Genomic DNA, 18,370 nt, shown 5'->3' with positions numbered 1-18,370 from the left:
GAGAATTACTTCGTCACCCTGGAGAATGACAAGGGCGAGCGGCGCACAGTGTGGGGCGTCGATCTCAAGCGGGCCATGCAGGAGGCATCGCCCGCGATCGGAGACAGGATTGGCCTTCAGCATGAAGGGGCCACGCCTGTCACGCTTCCGGACGGCACGCAGGCCGGGCGCAATGCGTGGCGTGTCGTGAAGGGTGACGAGCTGGCCTATCAGCAGCTGAAAAGCCGCCTGTCGCGTTCCGGCGCGAAGGAAACAACGCTCGATTACATCAGCGACTTTGCCGAGCGGCGCGGGATCGCAAGCGACCCATGGATCGCGAGCGACCAATGGATCGGGCAAGAGTCTGGGGTAAGAAGCGAGATTGAAGTTGCTTCCGCCCAGGATGAGCGTCAAGAGGTCTTGTCCCGTTCGGCCCATCCGATGCGGGAGCAACAGGACCGGCCATCAGAGCGTCAGCAGGTTTACGAGGAACGTGCCGGCGATCTGGCCGGCCCTGTTCACCAGCACGATCCGCTCCATGATCTCGCTTCAAAAATCGATGACGGTCGGCGCGACGACCGGACAGAGGACAATAAAGGATATCGCCGCATCCGGTGGTCCGACCTCATGTCGCAAGACGGCACCGTCCCTGCCCCCACAGAAGCTGCCGGCCAGCAATTGCCTCTGGAGACCGGTAAGCCAGCTCCGCTGGTGCCAGCGATCACGCGTCACGAACGCAGCATCGAAGAGGTGGCGCAGATGAGGGCGATGTCAGTCATCGATCAGACATTCGATACGGTTGGCTCTGTCGCACGCCACGTGTTCCGTGATCCGGTCGAGGTCGCCGCGAGACTGCGCACCGCGATGACCGAGAAGGAAGGCAACGGGAGGATCATGGCAAAAGCCATGGCCGAGCAACCCGAGCGGTTTGGGGAGCTACGCGGCAGGTCGGGTCTGTTCGGGAACAACAGGGAGCGGAAAGGGGCGCTGCAATATGCCAGGTCTCTGTCTGCCCATATCGGCTATGTCTCCGAGGCATGGGAGCGCCGGCTTGGAGAAGAACGTCAGAGCGAACAATGGCAGCGCGAACAGCGTGATGTGATCGAGGTCCCTGCCCTCACGCCGCGAAGCGCCGAGATCATTGCCGAGCTGGAAAAGACACCGTTCGAGAAACGGGGCCAGTTTATTGCGGAGCTGCGATCGTCACCTGAGGGCCGAGCCGCGCTCGAGGAGGCCAAACTGCTGGCCGAAGCACTCACGCGGCGGTTTGGTAGTTCCGATCCTCGCAGGTTCGCCGACGAGCTGGAAGCACGCCCGGAACTGGCAAAGCAGGCCGGGCAGATCAAGACAATCGCCCGCATGGTGGATCGTACACGCCATGCCGAGCTCAGCCATGACCACGCGCTGAAACAGCAGCTTGCCCGGTCTCAGGGGCTAGGACTAAGCCGATAGCAGGCCAATCCTCATAACTTTGTGCCCGATCGAATTCCCGCGATGGCTTAGGTCCTAAGTCCTACGCCTTGATGGGATGTGAACTGTGTTTCGGCGTGGAATATTTTGACCCCCCTCCCGTTTTGTCTGACCATCCGTTTTTTGACGACGGATGGAGGGGGAGTTGAAGCGAGTGGATACGATTGCGCGTGTTCGTCGAGCCTTCCATGTTCAGGGCTGGTCGGTGAAGAAGATCGTCCGGGAACTGCATGTGTCGCGCAACACGATCCGCAAGATATTGCGGTCCAATGAGACCGACTTCTCTTATGAGCGAGAGCGGCAACCATTACCGAAGACCGGCATCTGGAAGGCTGAGATCGAACGCTTTCTGGCCGCCAACGAGGGCACGCCTTCTCGGGAGCAACTGACGCTGATCCGGATTTACGAGGAGCTTCGGGGTCTTGGTTATGACGGCAGCTACGATGCGATCCGGCGCTATGCAAAAGGCTGGTCGAGGAGCCGGGGAGCTGTCACAGCCGAGGCCTACGTTCCTCTCTATTACGCGCCAGGCGAGGCTTACCAGTTCGACTGGAGTCACGAGATCATTCTGATCAACGGGGTGACGATGACTGGGAAGGTCGCTCATCTCCGGCTCTGCCACAGCCGGATGATGTTTGCACGAGCCTATATGCGTGAGAGCCAGGAGATGGTGTTCGATGCGCACGACAAGGCCTTCGACTTTTTCCGAGGCACCTGCACGCGCGGCATCTACGACAACATGAAGACGGACGTCACGTTGGAGGGCTTCGAGCTGTCGCTCAAGTTCCTCGCGTTCGGACGCCGGCGGAGAGGTTTTGCGGCGTTTCATGGATGACGAAGCCTCACGACCGAGTAGCTGGTCTTTCCAGCTATACAATGTCGGTCTTGAGACGCCCAGCCGGTCAGCTACCTGCTGAGCGCTTTCATCTCCACTGCATAATCCGATGCCCCCCGCTTGCCGGACCTCCTCGGAATAGCCAGGGTGCCAAGATCGACCGACCATTGATGCTCGCGTCTCCGGAAAGGCCTCCCAAGGCGGCGCCTTGTGACAGGAACAAACTTCCTCCGCTTTCAGCGCCAGAACCTCTTGGCATCGATGACGTCGTCCAACGCATCCTGAGCCGATCGGATCAGCTTCGCCTTGTCGGCATGGATGATCAGCTCGTCCGCTCCGGCAAGGCCGCGCAAACCGTGCCCCTCCAGGACATCTGGCCCCGTCGCCAGATCATTCAAAGCACCGAGGTCGTCCTGCAGCGCTTCCATAGCACCAACGAAACGCTTATAGCGCCGTTCGCTCCGCTTATCAGCGAACAGAGAGCGGAAAAATTCCGCTGCATAGCGGAGCTTTTTTGCATCTTTGCGAGCCTCATGCCGATGCTCATCGTCTACCCCAGACAGATCCTGTCCATGCTTCTTGAGCTTCTTGCGCGCTTTATCGAGCGCCTCACCGGCAAACTCGGCGGCTGGACGCTCACGCACATCTCTCGTCGCTGCATGAGTCAAATAGTCGCCACAATGAAGCCACTCGTTAAAATCGAGCATGAGCGCTCGTGCCCGGGAACTGTCGAGCGCCTCGATGACATTTTCATATGCGGCGGCTCTTTTTTCGGTGAGGCTGTCGCGCAGCTCACCTGCCCTTGATTTCGGCAGAAGCACGTCGAGATTTCGCGCCTCCCCAAGAACGCCGGCCAGCCATCGGAACTCGGCCGACAGTCTTTTCGCCTCGTTGTCCTGCAGCATCGGCTTGAACAGGGTGATGGCAGAGCGGAGGCGCCGGATGGCGACGCGAGCCTGGTGAAGCGACTCCTCATTTTTTCTGCTGCGCAGGATCGTCTCATTCAGACGAAACTGTCGGAAGCACGAGTGGGCGATGGCCTGAAAAGCCTGGCAGGCACAGTCGCTACGATCCAGCTCCACCGGGGTGGCTTTTACGACCGTGCGCTCGGCCTCCAGCAGGTGAAACCCTCTCTCGGCCTTGGACAGGACACCGAACCTGAGAGGGACGATGCCTTCGATCTTTCGGGCCAGAGCGAAAAGGTCCTTCGACTTACCGTTCTTGAGTTCCAGTTCCAGCTCTAGGATAGGGGTTTCGCGGGCGACAGACCGTACCGATCCCCGGTCAAGCGCGACCTCGATGTTCGAACCGTTCTCCGTGACGTTCCATATCCGGCGCTCGTTGGCGATCTTGAACTTCGGCTGGACATCATTTGCCCGATCGCCAAACTCGTTCATCAATGGGCTTGTATGGTCGATCACCGGGCTGTCACCGGTCACAGGGGTCTCCCATTCGCTCCGCGCGAAGATCGACGCGCTCGGACCTGTCGCCTTCACGGTTTGTATCCTTGAAGTGCCGACTTTACGGATCCGGAGCGTAAAGCCCTCCGCAAAAAATGAATTGTCGCTCGTGTCGAAATAGTTTGAGATCTGCTCAATCGTTTCATCCGGCTCGCCAAGCAAGTCCGATGATGCCAGCCGCTCGAAACCCGCAGCATCAATTTCAAGTTTCAATTCGACTTCAGCCAACTCCACGCTCCCTAGTGTGATCTCCGCGATTGAACGCATCTCAGGGCGATATAGTTCATCTTCCTGTAATTGTTATGACTGTAGCAAGGCCTGGAAAAAACCTGAGACGGATATATGAAATGAGGCGCCCCGCCAGACAAATCAACCATGACACTGACGGCATGATCATCGAACAGGCTGGCGCTCTCTGTCTTCGTGTGCCACCCAAAAGCGAGCAACAGGTCCTTCTTGTCGGAAGCCGTCGCAATGAGCGGTGGGGGCTGCCGAAAGGCCATATCGACCCCGGAGAGTCGTCGCATGAAACCGCCGCGCGTGAGGCCTATGAGGAGGCAGGGGTTCGCGGCGAAATATCCGAAACGATTGCCGGGTCATTCGTCTATTCGAAAGAAAGCAGCCCGAACCGCTACCGGGTGATCGTCCATCGGCTTACCGTCAGCTCGATCGATGAAACCTATCCCGAGCAGGGGCTTAGAGCCAGGCAATGGTTTAGGGTCTCGGACGCCGCAGATGTTGTCGGCCATGAAGGTCTGCGTGACCTGCTGCGAACCTTGGGCTGATCGGGATGCGGCACTTTCCCAAAGGCCGTGGCGATATGTCTGCCAAAGCATGAGTCGTCGACCCGGTAAGCGCCGAGCAACCCGCTTCAGTCGATCGCGAGACCGATACGCGCCTTATCCTTCGATACGATGGGTAACGATCCGCCCCGAACGCTTTGCGCGGGGACAAACCCGTTCTTTCCCATCTGCTCCGGAAACCGGCTGTTGCCCGAATTGCGACGGTTGTCGCCCAGAACGAAATAATACTCCTCCGGCACTTCGAACGGCGGGGCCGGTGTGGACGCTATTCAGCTAGTTTCAATAAGGCCGCTGCGGATGACACGCCGTCCGCAGTGCGTACCGATCATTGGTCAATCGGAACTAGCAACCGAGGGCGGGTTGATATCTGTGGCTGAGCGTTTGTTGCTGCTGCCCTTGTCAAACTCTTCCGAAGCCTGCTGATTGACCTCGGTTATCTCGGCGGCTTCGGCCTCAGTTATCCCGTCCTGGTCGTCGGCGCGCGCCCAATGATCCTCGTGATTACCGGCTACACGGCCTTCATCTTCCCAGCTCTTATAGGCGCGCTCACGGCGCTGCTGTTCTTTGTCTACCATGGTACTCCTCCGTCGTTGGCCTTTAAAACATCCGAAAAGCGCCGGTTCCATTAGACATCAAGCGCCGAGGCCTTTGTCATTCCGCTGACCAAAATGCATCGCGCCTCATTTTTTTGGCAGCTAGAGCCCTTCTTTGTTGTGACTGTTGAATAACGTTTGGTGCCGCAACTGTAAAAAAGGAGATCCGCGTGACAGACAATACCAAGAAAATCTATAGCGCGCTCGTCGAGGGTGCTCAGGCTGGACTGACGGATAAGGCGCTCTATCAACATGTCGTCGAAGAATGTCGCAAGGCGGCAAGCAAGAAGATTGTGAAGGCATCGCTACTGGCGCTCAGCGATCCCGACCTAAAAGATTCCGGTATCCTCCACGCAACCTACGCGCTCGCGATCAAACATCGCCCCGATCTCTCGTGCATGAATGACGTCGAAGAACCCGAAGCGGCAAAAGAGCGCCAAAAAAAGACAAACGCACCTCCAAAAAAACCTTTTGAAGGCCAAGTCCCTCCTCTACCGTCAGAGGGTTGACACTCCATGGACCATTATCACTCGTGAGGCGGACGCTGGGAAGTCTTAGCTTAATGGTTGTGGCCGTCATCAAGATGTTAACGAAAGTTAATACTGAAGACGATGATGGCTTTCAGAATTATCTGCAAAGCGTCCTGATTTTGATCTTCATGCAGAATGCTGGCGGACGCAGGCCGGCGATCAATACAAGGAATGCCGATGAAACGTCTCGCCAGATTGTTTCAGGATGCGATGGCCCATGTCGTTCGTCCTGCCAGCATTGCACTTCTTGTCGGCGTGATGTCATCCGCTCCCGCAGCCATTGCAGAGCCGATCAGAGGTGCCGGATCGACTTTCGCCGCCCCCATCATCGGAAAATGGGCTGAGATCTACAAAGCCGCGCGCATAGACGGCGGCGACTTCAGTTCTCCCGACTGGACGGTGGACTACGAACTGGTCGGATCACTCGCTGGCTTGATGCGCCTCGACCAGCCCGACCTTGATTTCGCGGCCACAGACGTGCCGGTATCGCATGCTGAACTGGCAAAACACGGGCGCCAGCAGTTTCCGATTGTTATCGGCAGTGTTGCTATCGCCATCAATCTCGACACTATCAGCAAGGGTGATCTCAAGCTCACGGGCCCGCTGCTGGCCGACATTTATCTCGGCAAAATCACGTCCTGGTCGGATCCTGCTATCAAAGCTCTCAATCCTGATGTGGCGCTGCCCGACACGAAGATCAGCCCCCTCACCCGCAAGGATGGCTCGGGAACGACGTTCATGTTCACAGAATATCTCTCGGTCAAGAGCCCGGAGTGGAAAGCGGCCCACGGTGCAGATACGCTCATCGAATGGCCGGTCGGCACAGGGTTCGAAGGCACTGGCGAGCTTATTTCGGCAGTCAAGACGACCAAGGGTGCTATTGCTTACGCCGACTTCGGGCAGGTCACGCGTGCCGCAGTCGCCTTTGCCTCAATCGAGAATAAGGTCGGCCAGTTCGTTAACCCCGGTCCAGACGGCGTGCGTGCTGCCGCCGAAGCAACAAGCTGGGACCCGGCCCAGGATTTCGCGGTGTCGCTGACCGACCAGCCGACCCCAGATGCCTACCCGATCACCGGTGCCACCTTTGCAGTCGTTCCCGTCCGAGGCCGCTCTTCCGGACAGTATGGAAGGGTTCACGATTTCTTCCGGCTCGCCTTTGAAACGGGAAGACGGGATGCCGAGGCACTCGGATATGTGCCGTTGCCGCCGCAACTTGCAGGCCAAGTGGTCAAGTACTGGCTCAACTACGATTCGGGCGCGAACCACTAACGCCGAGGCAGGCTTTGGCAAGGTTGGTTCCGCCGCGAGCATTTGGAACATCGTTTTCACGGGGCCACTGATCAGGCCTGTGCAGTACAATAGAGGGTAAGGCGTATGAACATCGATATTTTCAAGGATATCCTGGTGCAGGTGATCGGCGGCCTCGGTATCTTCATGCTGGGTCTGGAATTCATGTCGAACGGCATTCAGGCTCTCTCCGTCAACAAGATGCGCGCCTTTCTTGCCAAGGCTGCAGGCACGCCGATCAAGGGCGTGGTCGCTGGCACGCTCATCACCGGTGTCATTCAGTCCTCCACCGCCATGACTGTGATGGTCGTCGGCCTCGTCAATGCCGGGGTTGTTGGTCTACGGCCAGCCATCAGCGTCATCATGGGTGCCAATATCGGCACCACGCTCGGAAACGGTCTGATAGCTTTGCCCCTTGGGCCGCTCGGCCTCATCTTCGCCGGTCTGTTTTCTCTCGTTTACTGCTTCGCCAAAAACGAAAAGGTGCGGAACATCGCGCTTGCCTGCATGGGCTTTGCACTGATTTTCTACGGCCTTAACCTTATGACAGGCGGCCTGCGCCCTCTGCGCAATATCCCTGAGGTCATGGACGTCCTCTCCACGCTGACGGCAGACTCCTACTACAACCTGCTCAAGTGCGTGCTGATCGCCGCCGGCGTCACCGCGATGATCCACTCATCGTCTGCGACGATCGGCATCGTCATGGGACTTGGTGCCGCGGGTGTGCTCGACTGGACCACAGCCGTTGCCTTCTCTCTTGGCGCCGACCTCGGTACGACGATCACTTCATGGATCGCATCGCTGAACCTCTCGAAGAACGCCAAACGCGCAGCCTATGCCCATATGTCCTTCAACATCATCGGCGTCTGCATCACTATACCGCTGTTCTTCGTCTCGATCGAAGTTCTCGAATGGGTGATGCAGTGGTTCGGTGGCAATCCTGGTACGCCCGTGGTCGTCGAAGGCAAGGAAACTTTCCCTCTCGTTCCCGTCGCGGTTGGCCTCTACTCAACCTTCTTCAACGTCTTCAACACCGCCGTGCTGTTCCCATTCGTCGGCGTCTTCGAACGGGTTCTTTCACGCATCGGCCGTACTGATGCAGAAGACATCGAAGATTATTCGACGCCAAAGTTCCTCGACCGCAAATTGGCGGGGGATTTCGCCCGCGCCATTCCAGCCGTGCAGCAGGAAACTGCTCGCCACCTTGAGGCCGGAGCCATGTTTCTCGATATTGCCCGCTCAAAGAAATCGGCCCCGTCAGATCCGGGTGAGCACTACCTCGCAACCGATATTCTCAGCCGCGATATCCGATCCTATACCGCCGATCTGATGAAGGAAGACCTTCCTCACGATCAGCTCGACCTGGTGGCAAGCTTGATCGAAGAGGCCGATTTCACCGCTGCGCTGACGGAGTCAATGCATCAGGTCGCCCGCCGCGTAAGACGCGAAAAGTTCAGCGAACCGGCCTTCGTCATCGTCAATCTGGCGCTCGAAAAACTTGATACTGCCTTGCAGGAGATCATGCCGGATCACGGCGTTGTGCGTCCTGACATGCCAGCGGGTCATGTCAATTTCCCAGAGATCGAGGAACTGCGAGCCCGGACCCTGGCACTTGGGCCAAATGCCGGCGCTGGCGAGCGCGGCACGATCCTGGCACTTCTCGGCTCGGTTGAGCGCGCGCAGATCCTCATTCATCGCATTGATGCGGAACGCAAGTCGGTGAACCGTCAGAGCGTTCTGGCCCGAGCCTCCCGCAAGACGCCGTCGTCGCGCTCCAGCGAGGGTTTCGAGGGTGGTCTCAGCCCAATCCCTGCCGAATGATCTCCCTGATTCCACAGTAATGTGCTTGGCAACGTCGCGACGCTGCCAGGCAATTTCGCTGCCTCAGGATCTGATCGTGATGCTCCTTGTGTCTATATCCACCGTGCTCGCCTGAAGCGCACGTAAAGCAATGCACACAGCAGCAGGATCACGCCCAGGACGACAAAATAGCCATAGGACGTCTTCAGCTCGGGCATGTTCTCGAAGTTCATGCCGTAGATCCCGGCTATCGCCGTCGGCACAGCCAGGATGGCAGCCCAGGCAGCCAGTTGCCGGGTGTCACAGTCTGCAGGCATCGCCGCTTCGCCTCGTGTCGAGAATTCCTGTCCGGGTCTGGTCACGTTTAGTGACGCAAAGGCCCGATAGTGACGGTCGAAATCAATCGGCTTCGGAGTCTTTGGGGTATGGATGTAGATCTCGTCGGTCCCGACGGCGTCCGTCAGGCACTCGAGATCGGGCGGACGTTTCGCCGGCTTTATCTCATGAGAGCCCGGCTGAAACTGCACCACATAGTTCGGTAGGTTGTCGGCACCATCGTCCTGAGCTCCCGGCTCTGCACTCCATTCAATCGCGGTCGCCGTGACGGCATAGGTCCCGTTCGCAATGTCAATCCAATAGTCCCCATAAACTGACGTCTGTGTCATCTGCTCTGCGCCGGGCAAAGCATCGCTACTGTCGAGAAAAACCCGGCCATGTCGTACGGTGTGGGGAAAGGTCCAGCTGGGGCCTGCATAGTGCTGCTCGCGCTCCGTCATCGCGCCATTGGTGACGCGCACCGCAAACCCTCCGTCATTCTTGGTGCACCAGGCGATCAGCCGCCCGGCTGTGCTTTCAGTGGAAAAATAAAGGCTTCGGAATACCAGGCGATTGACCATTCCCTGGCATGGGCGAGAGCGTCCGGGTGGAAGATCACGATATGCGCTACATCAGTCGGAACCATCAGGGTCTTTGAAAATTGCGTCATGAAACACCGTCCCTCAAGCGTGTACTGGATGGAACCACTCCGGCAGACAATCGAAATCTGCCAAAAAACCAGACGCTCAACCGAGCGACCTGGCATCGGAAACCAACTCGCCCTGAAATATGCCGATCGTACCAGTATGGCGTGGACCGGCGAAACGTCGCTATGTTAGCCTCGGAATTTTGCAAGCAGAAGGACGTGCCATGGCTTATCGACCCAAAAGATGGATGACACGCGATTTTGTCTTTATGCCCCCTCTCGAATTTCCGGACGTCTTTGCACGTGAACTTGAGCGCTTCGAGCTGCGCCCTCATCCGAGCGGATCGGAGCCACGGTCGCTTTTTGTGCTCGTTCGAGACTTAGCCAGGCCGTGGAACCTGGAAGCGGTGTTCCCGGACGTTGCCGCAGATCTGATTGGACCGAACGCCCCAAAGGAATGGTCTCTCGCCTCCGTTCAAGTACTGGGACGCGAAGGACGCTACGGCACGGGGGGCGGGCCGTCCGTGACGGCAGGTGTGACTGTCGTTCAAGGCCGGGACGATCGCCTCTGGGCATTCGGCTGGCGCTCGGCAGCGAGCGAAAGAGACGCCGCCGAGACGAGTTTCAATACGCTTATGAAAGGTCTGCAGGCGCGCAGTGATCGCATCGGCGAAAAGACGCTTCGGTCGCAGTTTCACACGCAGGAAAAGGCCCGCCAAGCGACCATAGATGCAATCGATGCGGGACACGGAGCGGGAGATGTCAATCCCGATGCTGCGGATATCGTCTGGGAAGAACGATTCGCGGCAGCCCTTGGAGAAAGCGGCCCGGCGGCGGTGGCTCGGCTCTGGACGGACGCGGTTGCTCTGGTTGAGGAGTCTTTCGGCGAAGAGGCACCCTTGGGGGCCAGCCGCATCGGCGGCGGGCCTGACCTGCCGCCGGATATGTGGCCGAGCAATGCCCACGGAATGCGCCATCCGTTTCTGATGCAGATCAATCTCGCCGAGATCAAAGCGGCGTGTGGGCCGATGCAGCCTCTCCCGGACGAGGGCCTTTTGTCGTTCTTCGTTCACGGCGATGCCCTGCTATTAGACGTTGTCTACACACCACCTGGCGCCCTCCTTGTACGTCACCCGATGACGGAAGCGATCATCGAAGCCTCTGCCGCCGCGGTCGCGGTCGCCGCAGCTCTCGATCCTGCTGGAGAGCCTTGTGTCCTGCCGCATACGGAAGGAGACCTTGTCACGGCGGAATTGATGGCCAACGCAATGCTCAGTTTTGCGCATACGCCTGATCCGGTGTGGGCGGTCGGCGAACCGGGATCCACCTTCGAGGCGCTATCGGACGAGCGATGGGCAACGACGGCGTATGCGCGCCTAAGACCCCGGCGAACCCGGTCATTCGACGTCGCGACTGCCGAAGCGAGGATTGAAGAGACGGAGGCTGGTTCGTTTGATGATCTGACTAATACTCATGAGGCATTCGAGCGTGCGTTGACGGGCCCGCTTGCAGGCTCGGGAACGCCTCAAATCCATCAGATGCTCGGTCACGCAACGATCCGCGGAGGTATCGACTGCCGAGACGAGGCGGTAACTGCCGATGTCTCCATGGACTTGCCGAAACTCAGCGACCCGTCCCAATGGATTGTTCTTGTCCGACTCCGCGCAGGGTCGGCGACCGGCCGCGTTTTCTGGGATGCCGACGACCTTGTCATCATGGCTCCCGCCATCGACGTTGCAGCCGGGCGGTTCGACCGCTGTGTTCTTCTCTCAGGTTGAGCAGAAAGCGTTAAGCCATGTCCGGGCCCATGCCGGCACAATGGCTTCTTAGCCTGCGCCCTGACGACTTGTTGTATTTGTTGTCCAGAAGAAGGCCCTAGCATGCCAGGTTGGAGGTTTTGCGACCCCGCAGGCAAATTTTCTTATCCTGACGCAATGCACCTGGCTTAGACCGGACGACATCTGCTGCGATGTGTCTGTGAGCTGTGCGCCGATCCCGCGGAGCGTACTCAACGCCGTCATCGCCGAACCGTTTGTCAGGATACTGGTCATTCAAAATCCGATGTCCGCAATCTGTAGCAACGAAGCTATATTCAGCTTCACGATAGATTTCGGATATCGGCGTTAAAACCGCGGCAAATTGAGAGGGTAGAAATACCCCTCTTGCAGAGATTTCTACAATCAGTCAGATGAACCGTCGGCGACGGGAAGCGAACGTGTTTCCCACTCGCTCTTAGGGATTTCCTCGCCCAGCGAGAATTCAAAGGCAACTACCCTTTCCAAATCCTGGGTTACCACACATCGAAACTTCATGTCGTACCAATGCCGTTTGCTTCGGACCGCTGCGCCGTCTGCTTGAAGTGTAAGACCGGAAAGCTTTGTGTCGGCCGTGGCATACGCGACAACGAAATCCGGCTGGAGCTCGGATTTCCATATATGGACCTGCTCCATGGCCTCGACGTTGCAGAGCTGGGTGATGCGATCATCCGTGCCGAGTTGCCTCAGTGCAGCCAAAGCTTGCTTGCTTCGCGGGTTTGCCAGCACTTTCGCCGAATATAACTCTTTCGCGCGAACCATCCCGTCTTCATGAGGGGAGGACTCGCTGGTCAGCGCGGATTCCGCATTTTGCTCAGGTGCGTGGTCAATCGCTGGGGGTAAGGCGCTGGGCTCACTTTCCCTTTGAACACCAGCGGGCCGCGCGAGTACCGCCTGGGGTTCATATAAAATTTCGACCACGATGCTTTGCTCGGTGGGCGGAGGCAGCGATTTCCTTGTACCCAAGAGGCCAACGGCCAAGGCGGCGATCATGTGCAGCACCACTGAAATCGCGAGGCTGGGCACTCTAATGTTAGGAGCATGCCGATCATTTTCTCCCTTCATCGGCGAGACTACAGCTCCAACGCTTGTTGGCTTGGGCCGGACTGCAGACGCAGCAGCAACTCGCCATCAGCGTTTTGCAGATCGCAGATGCAGGGCGATATTGACGTTGTTTCGTCAATAAGAAGTGATGGCTCGAAAGGATGATCGAATGGCCACCGCCACGCCAATCGTGGTCACTTGCCTTTTCTAGGCTTCGTAGGAAGAAGGCCTTCACGCTGCATCTGCTTACGGGCGAGCTTCCTTTGACGCCCGACTGCTTCTGCTTTTTCCCGCGCTTTCTTGATGGATGGCTTCTCAAAGGCTTCACGCAGCCGCATTTCGCGGAAAACGCCCTCGCGCTGAAGCTTTTTCTTGAGAATGCGCAGTGCCTGATCGACGTTGTTATCGCGTACTAAAACCTGCATATGGGCCTCTTGAGGTCGTAAAAAATGGTGCGCCACCATACGCAATTTGACGTCGAATCCAAGATTGCCCATCTCTTTGTGGCGGGATTTTTTTCCGAAGGCCAAGTGACCGTGCGAGGTCATAGCCAACCCCACATCGTGCAATTGTCACGGCGTTCCTCTGGATGACACGGAAGTTTCGGCCATCTCATGGAACGACGTCTTATTTACAAATAGACGCTGCGTCTCGCCTCTTCTCGGCCGGATGCACGTCACGCCTTTCGGCGAGTAGCCGTCGCAGCTTCAATGCCTGGAACTAAGCGGCTGTCGAACCAGGCGATCATTTCCTGAAGTTTTCCTTGGGCAGGCGTGACCTCACCCGCATTCACCAGTTCAGCCGCAGCTTGAGACATCGCCAGCAGAATGCGCGCGGTTTCTGGCACGTATGGTAGATCGGGGCCCGTTTCGTGGCGTTCGCGTATAATCTGATAACGAAGGTTCTCCGGATAAGTCCACGCGCTCACGAGCATGTCTTGGACGCTAACCTGTTGGCCTCCGATATTGATCGTGGCATCGCGATCGGTCTCAACATACCCTGATGCCTCGATACGCTCGCAGGCATCGATTGCTGCATTCATCATGCCTCTGATCACATTCCAGTCTGTTTTCATGGCATCCTCCTTACCGACTGCGCAGGATGGTCGACCGTATGTCGGTGGTCCATCGGATGCAATGTCCACAATTGGCATAAGTGGACAAGAGGTTCAGATGTCATCTGGCATTCATCGGTATAGGGTAGGTAGCCACTCTCGACGGAGGCATGACTGGAGTCTTAAATGGTCGAGCGAAGTGGGGCATCTTTTGAAGACGTGTCAGTTGTCGAGAATTATATCTACAGGCCGCCCTATCCGGCTGGCGTATATAACAAACTCCTTTCTATCGCCCCCCAACACAATTGCTTGTTGGATTTGGGCTGTGGTCCCGGGAAAATAAGCCGCCCACTGTCTCTACATTTCAAGAACGTAATCGCGATAGACCCGTCGCAAGCTATGATCAATCTCGCTCATACGATGGAAGATGGGCGAGCCGCCAATATTGAATGGATCGTCGGCCTTGCTGAAGACTATGAGAACTCTGGCAATAGTTTCGATCTGATCGTCGCAGCTGCGAGTATCCATTGGATGGAACACCATCGCCTTTTTCCACGACTGAAGTCCTTTGCATCCGCCAACTACAAAATCGCTATCGTATCCGGGGATACACCATTTAAGCCTGCCTGGACTGCCGACTGGGAGCTATTCCTCGCGAAATGGGTACCATTAGCCACAGGCAAGGAATTCGATCATGACCGCAAGCAAGAGATACGGTCCGAGTACCAATCATACCTGCATGTCGAAGGAGCTGAGTCCTTTATCTCGGACCCGATTACGCAAAGTGTCAGTGACGTTATCCGCTGCCAGCATTCTCGGGACACTTTCGCGCCATCGCGTCTAGGCGACCAGTTGCAACAGTTTGATGCCGAACTCAAAGAAATCTTGATGCCTTATGCTGACGGTCTGATGCTGCAATTTTCAGTGGGGTCAGAAGTGGTGTGGGGTACAATCAAATAACATCCCCCCGCAATGACCTCAATTGGGGCAAAAGCGGAAGCGGCTAAGACTTCATCAGGTGATTACTCATTGCAACGCTCAGTTTTTCAGAGGGATATTCTTAATGAAGTGCCTGCGCATCTACGCCTCACCAGATGGTGAGTCTCATTTCGATGAAATCGAATTGCCAACAAAGAAGAAGGTATCAGTCCATCCCGACGCCGTCCCATTTGATGTGACCGCCAGTTACCCCGCCTCTCGCGTCCGTATTACCCACATCCCTGCAGGGATGAGAGAAGTTGGCTGGCATGGAGTACCCGAGCCAGTCCTTACAGTTAGGCTTGACGGTTCCGTTGAGTACGAGACCAGCGACGGTGAGGTCCGCCATGTTTCGGCGGGTAGTTTCGTGCTGGTCGCGGACACGCATGGCAGAGGCCATCTTTCGCGACATTCTCCAGAAGCCCAGACTGTCATTTGGATTTCATTGCCAAACGGTCTTGAACTTCCTCCGCATGAATGACCGCTGCTGGCGGCGCTATCCTGCCAAGGCGACTGTTGGCGTAATCCGTCGAATCAGCCTTTGGTCCAAACCAGACAAACAGCTATGTTTTGGAAGAGAAGCGGAACACCAATTCGCTTCTCAAATCGACCCGCTCGATCTCCGAAATGTCCGAGACAGCCAACATTCGCTCCCAAAATGCCTTCCCGGGTTCGTTGCTCGAGATGACGCTAAGCTCCCAGATACCGGAGCGGCCATCGAGGAGACAGGAGAATGCCTGTCGCCCGATTCCGGCGCTCCGGAACAAGGGCAGCACATAAAACTCGGCGATTGCAAAGTCGGTGCCTTTTCCCGAGGGCGACCAAGTGTTCACCAGAGCGAACCCAACGGTATCTCCGTCTTTGACAATTAGGTAGGGCCAACGGCCGTCGTCGGTCCAGTAACAGTCAAAGTAAGGGTATTCGAGGTCGACATCCCCGTACTGACTTAACTCTACCAGATAACCAGAAAGCATATCCCGTAATTCAGATTTCTTTGCCTCGCTGGCCGCTATAAGTGTGATCGTCATGATTCCCTGGCTCTTCGCGGTCATAGTGACCTGGTCTGGAGATAGCGGAGGCGGAGTGCTGTTCGGACAATCTGCTTCTGAGCCAGAAACATCACGAAGCCGGCGGCATCAATCGAGCTATATTTGCTGTGCAGTACCATACTCTTCACGGTGAAGCGGAAGCGATCTCTTTTAGGAGTTCAATGAACGCGCTGGTGCGAACCCCCTTCGGGTTCTGTCGTAAATCGACAGTTTGCACCACCACTAGACGTTTTGACGGGACGACCGCGATAATCTGCCCGCCGTAGCCGGAGGCGTAGAACGCGTTCTGACCCCAAGTATCTTCTGGAAGCGTCCACCACATGTAGCCGTAACCCTGCCGTATCCGCTTTGCCCACGAATAGGTAGTCGTCGATTCCCTGACCCACGCCGCTGGGATGATCTGCTTGATGCCCCACTTTCCGTCATTAAGGAAAAGCTGGCCAAACCGGGCTGCATCGCGGGCGCTGAGCTGGATTGGATAGGCGGGATGCTCGGACAGCTTTTCGAGATCGTATCGACCATCCTTGATCGAGAAATCCTCCATTCCGATCGGTCGAGCAATCCGCTTCTCGAATCCTGCGAAGATGTCCTCGCCAGTCTGTTGTCGATAGATAGTCCCCAGAACGTTAAAGTCCCAATTGTTATAGAACCAGAACGACCCAGGCGGGTGACTTCCGCGCGCAGGCCGCTTGCGCTTTATGTCGGCGGTCTCGTGAGCGGCTGGATGATAGATACCCGACCGCGACATGAGCAGATCACGAACCGTCGCGGTTTTCTCCTCAGCCGAAAGGCTGGGAGTATTGTCATCAACGCCAAGTCCGGAAAGACGGGCTGAAAGTTTAATCCGCCCCTCGGCAACCGCAATGCCGTAAAGAGCGCTGAGCAGGCTCTTGCGAACGGATGCCATATTTACTTTGCGAGAAGTGTCACCCCAACGAGCGATCACCCGTCCATCCTGGATGATCATCACTGCGGTAGATTTGAGAGATTTCGACTGCAGACGCGCCGCCTCGAGCCGCTCCGTGGACCAGCCGGCGGTTCTCGGATCGATGTCCTCCCATGTCTGGGCGCGGGCTGCACCCGCAATGAAAATCCCAAGAAAAAAAAGGAATGCGAATCGTCGAATGAACATAACGTCTCCCTCTCCGACGAAGGAATGAACATCCAATAATGGCGGCTTTCCGGCACATAAATACGGGCGACAGCCATCGGCGCGATTTCCGCACAATCCACAAAATTGGACAGGCAGGCCACCATAGCTTGACAACAACGCTGCGGACTTGCCGACACCTTCATGACAATCGACGTATCCCTCTAAGGACCGTGCGAGGATGAACGTTGTACTTTTGAGCGATCTCTCGAACGGATGCGCCGGCATTCAGCATGGTGCGGATTTCCCTGCATTGCACCTCAGTCAGCGCGGGACGCCGCCCAGGTACTTTCCCTTTTGCGTTTGCAGCCGCAATATCCGCGCTGCCATTGCGCTTCGTGTCGGTGATTGCTTAGATCAGCAACGGCGCGCACGCCCTCCGACAATCTACGGCTTTTTGGCTTTAAAAGGACGCTGGAGTAACTCGTTTGGAATCGCATACTCTCTCCATTCTCCCTCAACGAGAGAAAAGATACGGTTTCCGTAATCAAATACGTGCAGTCTGCCTTCCCGGGCAAAAATCGCTGATGGCTGAACCCGTTTGCTCCCGAGCTGGAGCTTCACCTTTGGTGTGAAGGTTTTTGCTAAATGTCCATCGAAGCGAAACAATTCCGAGTCCGCAATGAGGACCAATTCGTCGTCGAGATAAGCAGCATCAGAATAATGCTTTTCGCGGTCTGGCAACGATGAAATCTCAGAGAAACCGCTTTCGGGTGTTCCTGTCATAACCAAACCGTCGGAGCCCACCAAATAATCATTGCCTCGATTGTCGGAAGCGACAGCGGCTAACCATGCATATGGTGGTGAAGTCTTGGCAATCCGTTCAGGCAATTCCTGACGTTTCCAACTGCCGGGTGTTCCTGTGTAAAGCGTAGTTAGAACCGGATGGGTACCCTTTTCAGCTCTCAGTCTTTTTTTCAGTTTGAAGCGTTCGTCTTCCGCCATGTCACTCCGATATAGGGGATGGCCCGGGTAAAGGTTGAAATATCGTTGGTTCGGTCTTTGGATCGCAACGATAAAGATTTCACCCTTGATATTCTCGCCGAGAATGGCCCATTCAGTCTCTGAGTAAGGATATTCAGTTATAAGCGACGGCGACACGTCCTCCCAGCTCTCGCCTTTTCCGAGCTTCAAGAAGTTCCCGCTGCCTGCCACAAGCCAACGATTGTCGTAAGGAAGAATGGAGCGGAAATCGACTTCGGATGCGGTCTCGGATTCGGCTTGAGTTCCGGGGATGATGAAATGCTGTGAACCGTCTGGACCGACGACGTAAATGTCGCCCTGAAGGCTGATCGTGACATAGGAAGGCCCTGCATCGTCTTTCAACGACGGTATCACGCGGATGTCGCGCAACTCCCTGCGAACATCCGACCGCGAGAATGTTTGTTCAACGGCGTCGCGTATGAGAATGATCGTATATGGATCGTCCCAACGCGGTCCGCCCACCAGAGCAGCGAAGTGGCGGTCGGTGTGTGCCATGGATGCCTGATAGAGTTTGGGCTCCCATTTGCCGTACAGCTCTTCGAAATCTTGCTCGTCATTCAAAGTGTCGTCCAAGAAGGT

General features: G+C 56.6%; 19 protein-coding genes and 3 pseudogenes. 9 read left to right on the top strand and 13 right to left on the bottom strand.

Features of this window, described 5'->3' with window-relative positions; all coding sequences use genetic code 11:
• Window positions 1–1,431: BID domain-containing protein (locus tag QSK43_RS09735; protein ID WP_332303300.1), on the top strand; the 1,431-nt coding region annotated here is incomplete at its 5' end.
• Window positions 1,432–1,594: 163 nt separating this feature from the next.
• A pseudogene (istA, locus tag QSK43_RS09730) lies at window positions 1,595–2,203 on the top strand (IS21 family transposase); the annotation flags it as partial.
• On the opposite strand, the pseudogene QSK43_RS09725 reads toward istA, so the two are convergent.
• Window positions 2,195–2,479 (bottom strand): annotated as a pseudogene (locus tag QSK43_RS09725) (transposase); the annotation flags it as partial. The pseudogenes istA and QSK43_RS09725 overlap by 9 nt on opposite strands.
• A 41-nt stretch (window positions 2,480–2,520) precedes the next feature.
• Window positions 2,521–3,972 (bottom strand): CYTH and CHAD domain-containing protein, encoded by a 1,452-nt coding sequence (locus QSK43_RS09720; protein ID WP_332303299.1) that lies wholly within the window; start codon window positions 3,970–3,972, stop codon window positions 2,521–2,523.
• 119 nt (window positions 3,973–4,091) lie between these two features.
• On the opposite strand from QSK43_RS09720, the gene QSK43_RS09715 reads away from it, so the two are divergent.
• Complete coding sequence (locus QSK43_RS09715) at window positions 4,092–4,529, top strand: NUDIX hydrolase (protein WP_332303298.1); 438 nt, start codon at window positions 4,092–4,094, stop codon at window positions 4,527–4,529.
• 86 nt (window positions 4,530–4,615) lie between these two features.
• Here the strand turns inward: QSK43_RS09715 and QSK43_RS09710 are convergent, their stop codons facing one another.
• Together QSK43_RS09710 and QSK43_RS09705 are read right to left on the bottom strand one after the other, a co-directional pair.
• Entirely contained in the window at window positions 4,616–4,786 is a 171-nt protein-coding gene (locus tag QSK43_RS09710; protein WP_332303297.1) for a S26 family signal peptidase, read from the bottom strand.
• Window positions 4,787–4,879: 93 nt separating this feature from the next.
• Complete coding sequence (locus QSK43_RS09705; RefSeq protein ID WP_332303296.1) at window positions 4,880–5,122, bottom strand: DUF2934 domain-containing protein; 243 nt, start codon at window positions 5,120–5,122, stop codon at window positions 4,880–4,882.
• Between the two features lie 188 nt (window positions 5,123–5,310).
• Here QSK43_RS09705 and QSK43_RS09700 point away from each other — a divergent pair, with 188 nt between their 5' ends.
• From QSK43_RS09700 to QSK43_RS09690, 3 genes are all read left to right on the top strand, one after another.
• Entirely contained in the window at window positions 5,311–5,649 is a 339-nt protein-coding gene (locus QSK43_RS09700; protein WP_332303295.1) for a hypothetical protein, read from the top strand.
• 198 nt (window positions 5,650–5,847) lie between these two features.
• Entirely contained in the window at window positions 5,848–6,939 is a 1,092-nt protein-coding gene (gene pstS / locus QSK43_RS09695; RefSeq protein WP_332303294.1) for a phosphate ABC transporter substrate-binding protein PstS, read from the top strand.
• 105 nt (window positions 6,940–7,044) lie between these two features.
• On the top strand, window positions 7,045–8,778 hold the full coding sequence (locus QSK43_RS09690) for a Na/Pi cotransporter family protein (RefSeq protein WP_332303293.1): 1,734 nt from the start codon (window positions 7,045–7,047) through the stop codon (window positions 8,776–8,778).
• Between the two features lie 92 nt (window positions 8,779–8,870).
• On the opposite strand, the pseudogene QSK43_RS09685 reads toward QSK43_RS09690, so the two are convergent.
• Window positions 8,871–9,056: pseudogene (locus tag QSK43_RS09685) on the bottom strand (CorA family divalent cation transporter); the annotation flags it as partial.
• 533 nt (window positions 9,057–9,589) lie between these two features.
• Window positions 9,590–9,742, bottom strand: coding sequence for a hypothetical protein (locus QSK43_RS09680; protein ID WP_332303292.1), 153 nt, complete (start codon window positions 9,740–9,742; stop codon window positions 9,590–9,592).
• 200 nt (window positions 9,743–9,942) lie between these two features.
• Between QSK43_RS09680 and QSK43_RS09675 the strand changes: the two genes are divergently transcribed.
• Window positions 9,943–11,496 (top strand): DUF1963 domain-containing protein, encoded by a 1,554-nt coding sequence (locus tag QSK43_RS09675; protein WP_332303291.1) that lies wholly within the window; start codon window positions 9,943–9,945, stop codon window positions 11,494–11,496.
• A 402-nt stretch (window positions 11,497–11,898) separates the two neighbouring features.
• Here the strand turns inward: QSK43_RS09675 and QSK43_RS09665 are convergent, their stop codons facing one another.
• From QSK43_RS09665 to QSK43_RS09655, 3 genes are all read right to left on the bottom strand, one after another.
• Entirely contained in the window at window positions 11,899–12,525 is a 627-nt protein-coding gene (locus QSK43_RS09665; RefSeq protein ID WP_332303290.1) for a DUF930 domain-containing protein, read from the bottom strand.
• Window positions 12,526–12,770: 245 nt separating this feature from the next.
• The gene (gene rpsU, locus QSK43_RS09660) at window positions 12,771–13,001 is read right to left on the bottom strand and encodes a 30S ribosomal protein S21 (protein ID WP_174070214.1); all 231 of its coding nucleotides are present in this window, start codon (window positions 12,999–13,001) and stop codon (window positions 12,771–12,773) included.
• A gap of 251 nt (window positions 13,002–13,252) precedes the next feature.
• Window positions 13,253–13,651, bottom strand: coding sequence for a hypothetical protein (locus tag QSK43_RS09655; protein WP_107676549.1), 399 nt, complete (start codon window positions 13,649–13,651; stop codon window positions 13,253–13,255).
• Between the two features lie 165 nt (window positions 13,652–13,816).
• On the opposite strand from QSK43_RS09655, the gene QSK43_RS09650 reads away from it, so the two are divergent.
• Together QSK43_RS09650 and QSK43_RS09645 are read left to right on the top strand one after the other, a co-directional pair.
• Window positions 13,817–14,590 carry a class I SAM-dependent methyltransferase gene (locus tag QSK43_RS09650; protein ID WP_332303289.1) on the top strand — a complete coding sequence of 258 codons (774 nt, stop codon included), beginning with the start codon at window positions 13,817–13,819 and terminating at the stop codon, window positions 14,588–14,590.
• 103 nt (window positions 14,591–14,693) lie between these two features.
• Window positions 14,694–15,089, top strand: coding sequence for a hypothetical protein (locus QSK43_RS09645; RefSeq protein WP_332303288.1), 396 nt, complete (start codon window positions 14,694–14,696; stop codon window positions 15,087–15,089).
• A gap of 82 nt (window positions 15,090–15,171) precedes the next feature.
• Here the strand turns inward: QSK43_RS09645 and QSK43_RS09640 are convergent, their stop codons facing one another.
• From QSK43_RS09640 to QSK43_RS09625, 4 genes are all read right to left on the bottom strand, one after another.
• A complete protein-coding gene (locus QSK43_RS09640) occupies window positions 15,172–15,636 on the bottom strand; it encodes a GNAT family N-acetyltransferase (RefSeq protein ID WP_332303287.1) in 465 nt (154 codons plus the stop codon).
• Window positions 15,637–15,781: 145 nt separating this feature from the next.
• Window positions 15,782–16,789 carry a serine hydrolase domain-containing protein gene (locus tag QSK43_RS09635; RefSeq protein ID WP_332303286.1) on the bottom strand — a complete coding sequence of 336 codons (1,008 nt, stop codon included), beginning with the start codon at window positions 16,787–16,789 and terminating at the stop codon, window positions 15,782–15,784.
• Between the two features lie 160 nt (window positions 16,790–16,949).
• Window positions 16,950–17,123, bottom strand: coding sequence for a helix-turn-helix domain-containing protein (locus tag QSK43_RS09630; protein ID WP_332303320.1), 174 nt, complete (start codon window positions 17,121–17,123; stop codon window positions 16,950–16,952).
• A 71-nt stretch (window positions 17,124–17,194) separates the two neighbouring features.
• Window positions 17,195–18,364, bottom strand: a complete 1,170-nt coding sequence (locus tag QSK43_RS09625) for a hypothetical protein (RefSeq protein ID WP_332303285.1) — start codon at window positions 18,362–18,364, stop codon at window positions 17,195–17,197.
• Between the last annotated feature and the right edge of the window lie 6 nt (window positions 18,365–18,370).

The organism is Rhizobium sp. GR12, assembly GCF_036596185.1.
Classification (GTDB): domain Bacteria; phylum Pseudomonadota; class Alphaproteobacteria; order Rhizobiales; family Rhizobiaceae; genus Agrobacterium; species Agrobacterium nepotum.
The sequence above is the reverse complement of the archived record's forward strand: the minus strand, read 5'-3'. Positions and strand labels throughout refer to the sequence as shown.

Coding starts and splice junctions, on each gene's coding strand:
- QSK43_RS09715 (WP_332303298.1), top strand. CDS start 4,092: ATGAGGCGCCCCGCCAGACAAATCAACCATGACACTGACGGCATGATC.
- QSK43_RS09705 (WP_332303296.1), bottom strand. CDS start 5,122: ATGGTAGACAAAGAACAGCAGCGCCGTGAGCGCGCCTATAAGAGCTGG.
- pstS (WP_332303294.1), top strand. CDS start 5,848: ATGAAACGTCTCGCCAGATTGTTTCAGGATGCGATGGCCCATGTCGTT.
- QSK43_RS09690 (WP_332303293.1), top strand. CDS start 7,045: ATGAACATCGATATTTTCAAGGATATCCTGGTGCAGGTGATCGGCGGC.
- QSK43_RS09680 (WP_332303292.1), bottom strand. CDS start 9,742: ATGACGCAATTTTCAAAGACCCTGATGGTTCCGACTGATGTAGCGCAT.
- QSK43_RS09675 (WP_332303291.1), top strand. CDS start 9,943: ATGGCTTATCGACCCAAAAGATGGATGACACGCGATTTTGTCTTTATG.
- QSK43_RS09665 (WP_332303290.1), bottom strand. CDS start 12,525: ATGATCGCCGCCTTGGCCGTTGGCCTCTTGGGTACAAGGAAATCGCTG.
- rpsU (WP_174070214.1), bottom strand. CDS start 13,001: ATGCAGGTTTTAGTACGCGATAACAACGTCGATCAGGCACTGCGCATT.
- QSK43_RS09655 (WP_107676549.1), bottom strand. CDS start 13,651: ATGAAAACAGACTGGAATGTGATCAGAGGCATGATGAATGCAGCAATC.
- QSK43_RS09650 (WP_332303289.1), top strand. CDS start 13,817: ATGGTCGAGCGAAGTGGGGCATCTTTTGAAGACGTGTCAGTTGTCGAG.
- QSK43_RS09645 (WP_332303288.1), top strand. CDS start 14,694: ATGAAGTGCCTGCGCATCTACGCCTCACCAGATGGTGAGTCTCATTTC.
- QSK43_RS09640 (WP_332303287.1), bottom strand. CDS start 15,636: ATGACGATCACACTTATAGCGGCCAGCGAGGCAAAGAAATCTGAATTA.
- QSK43_RS09635 (WP_332303286.1), bottom strand. CDS start 16,789: ATGTTCATTCGACGATTCGCATTCCTTTTTTTTCTTGGGATTTTCATT.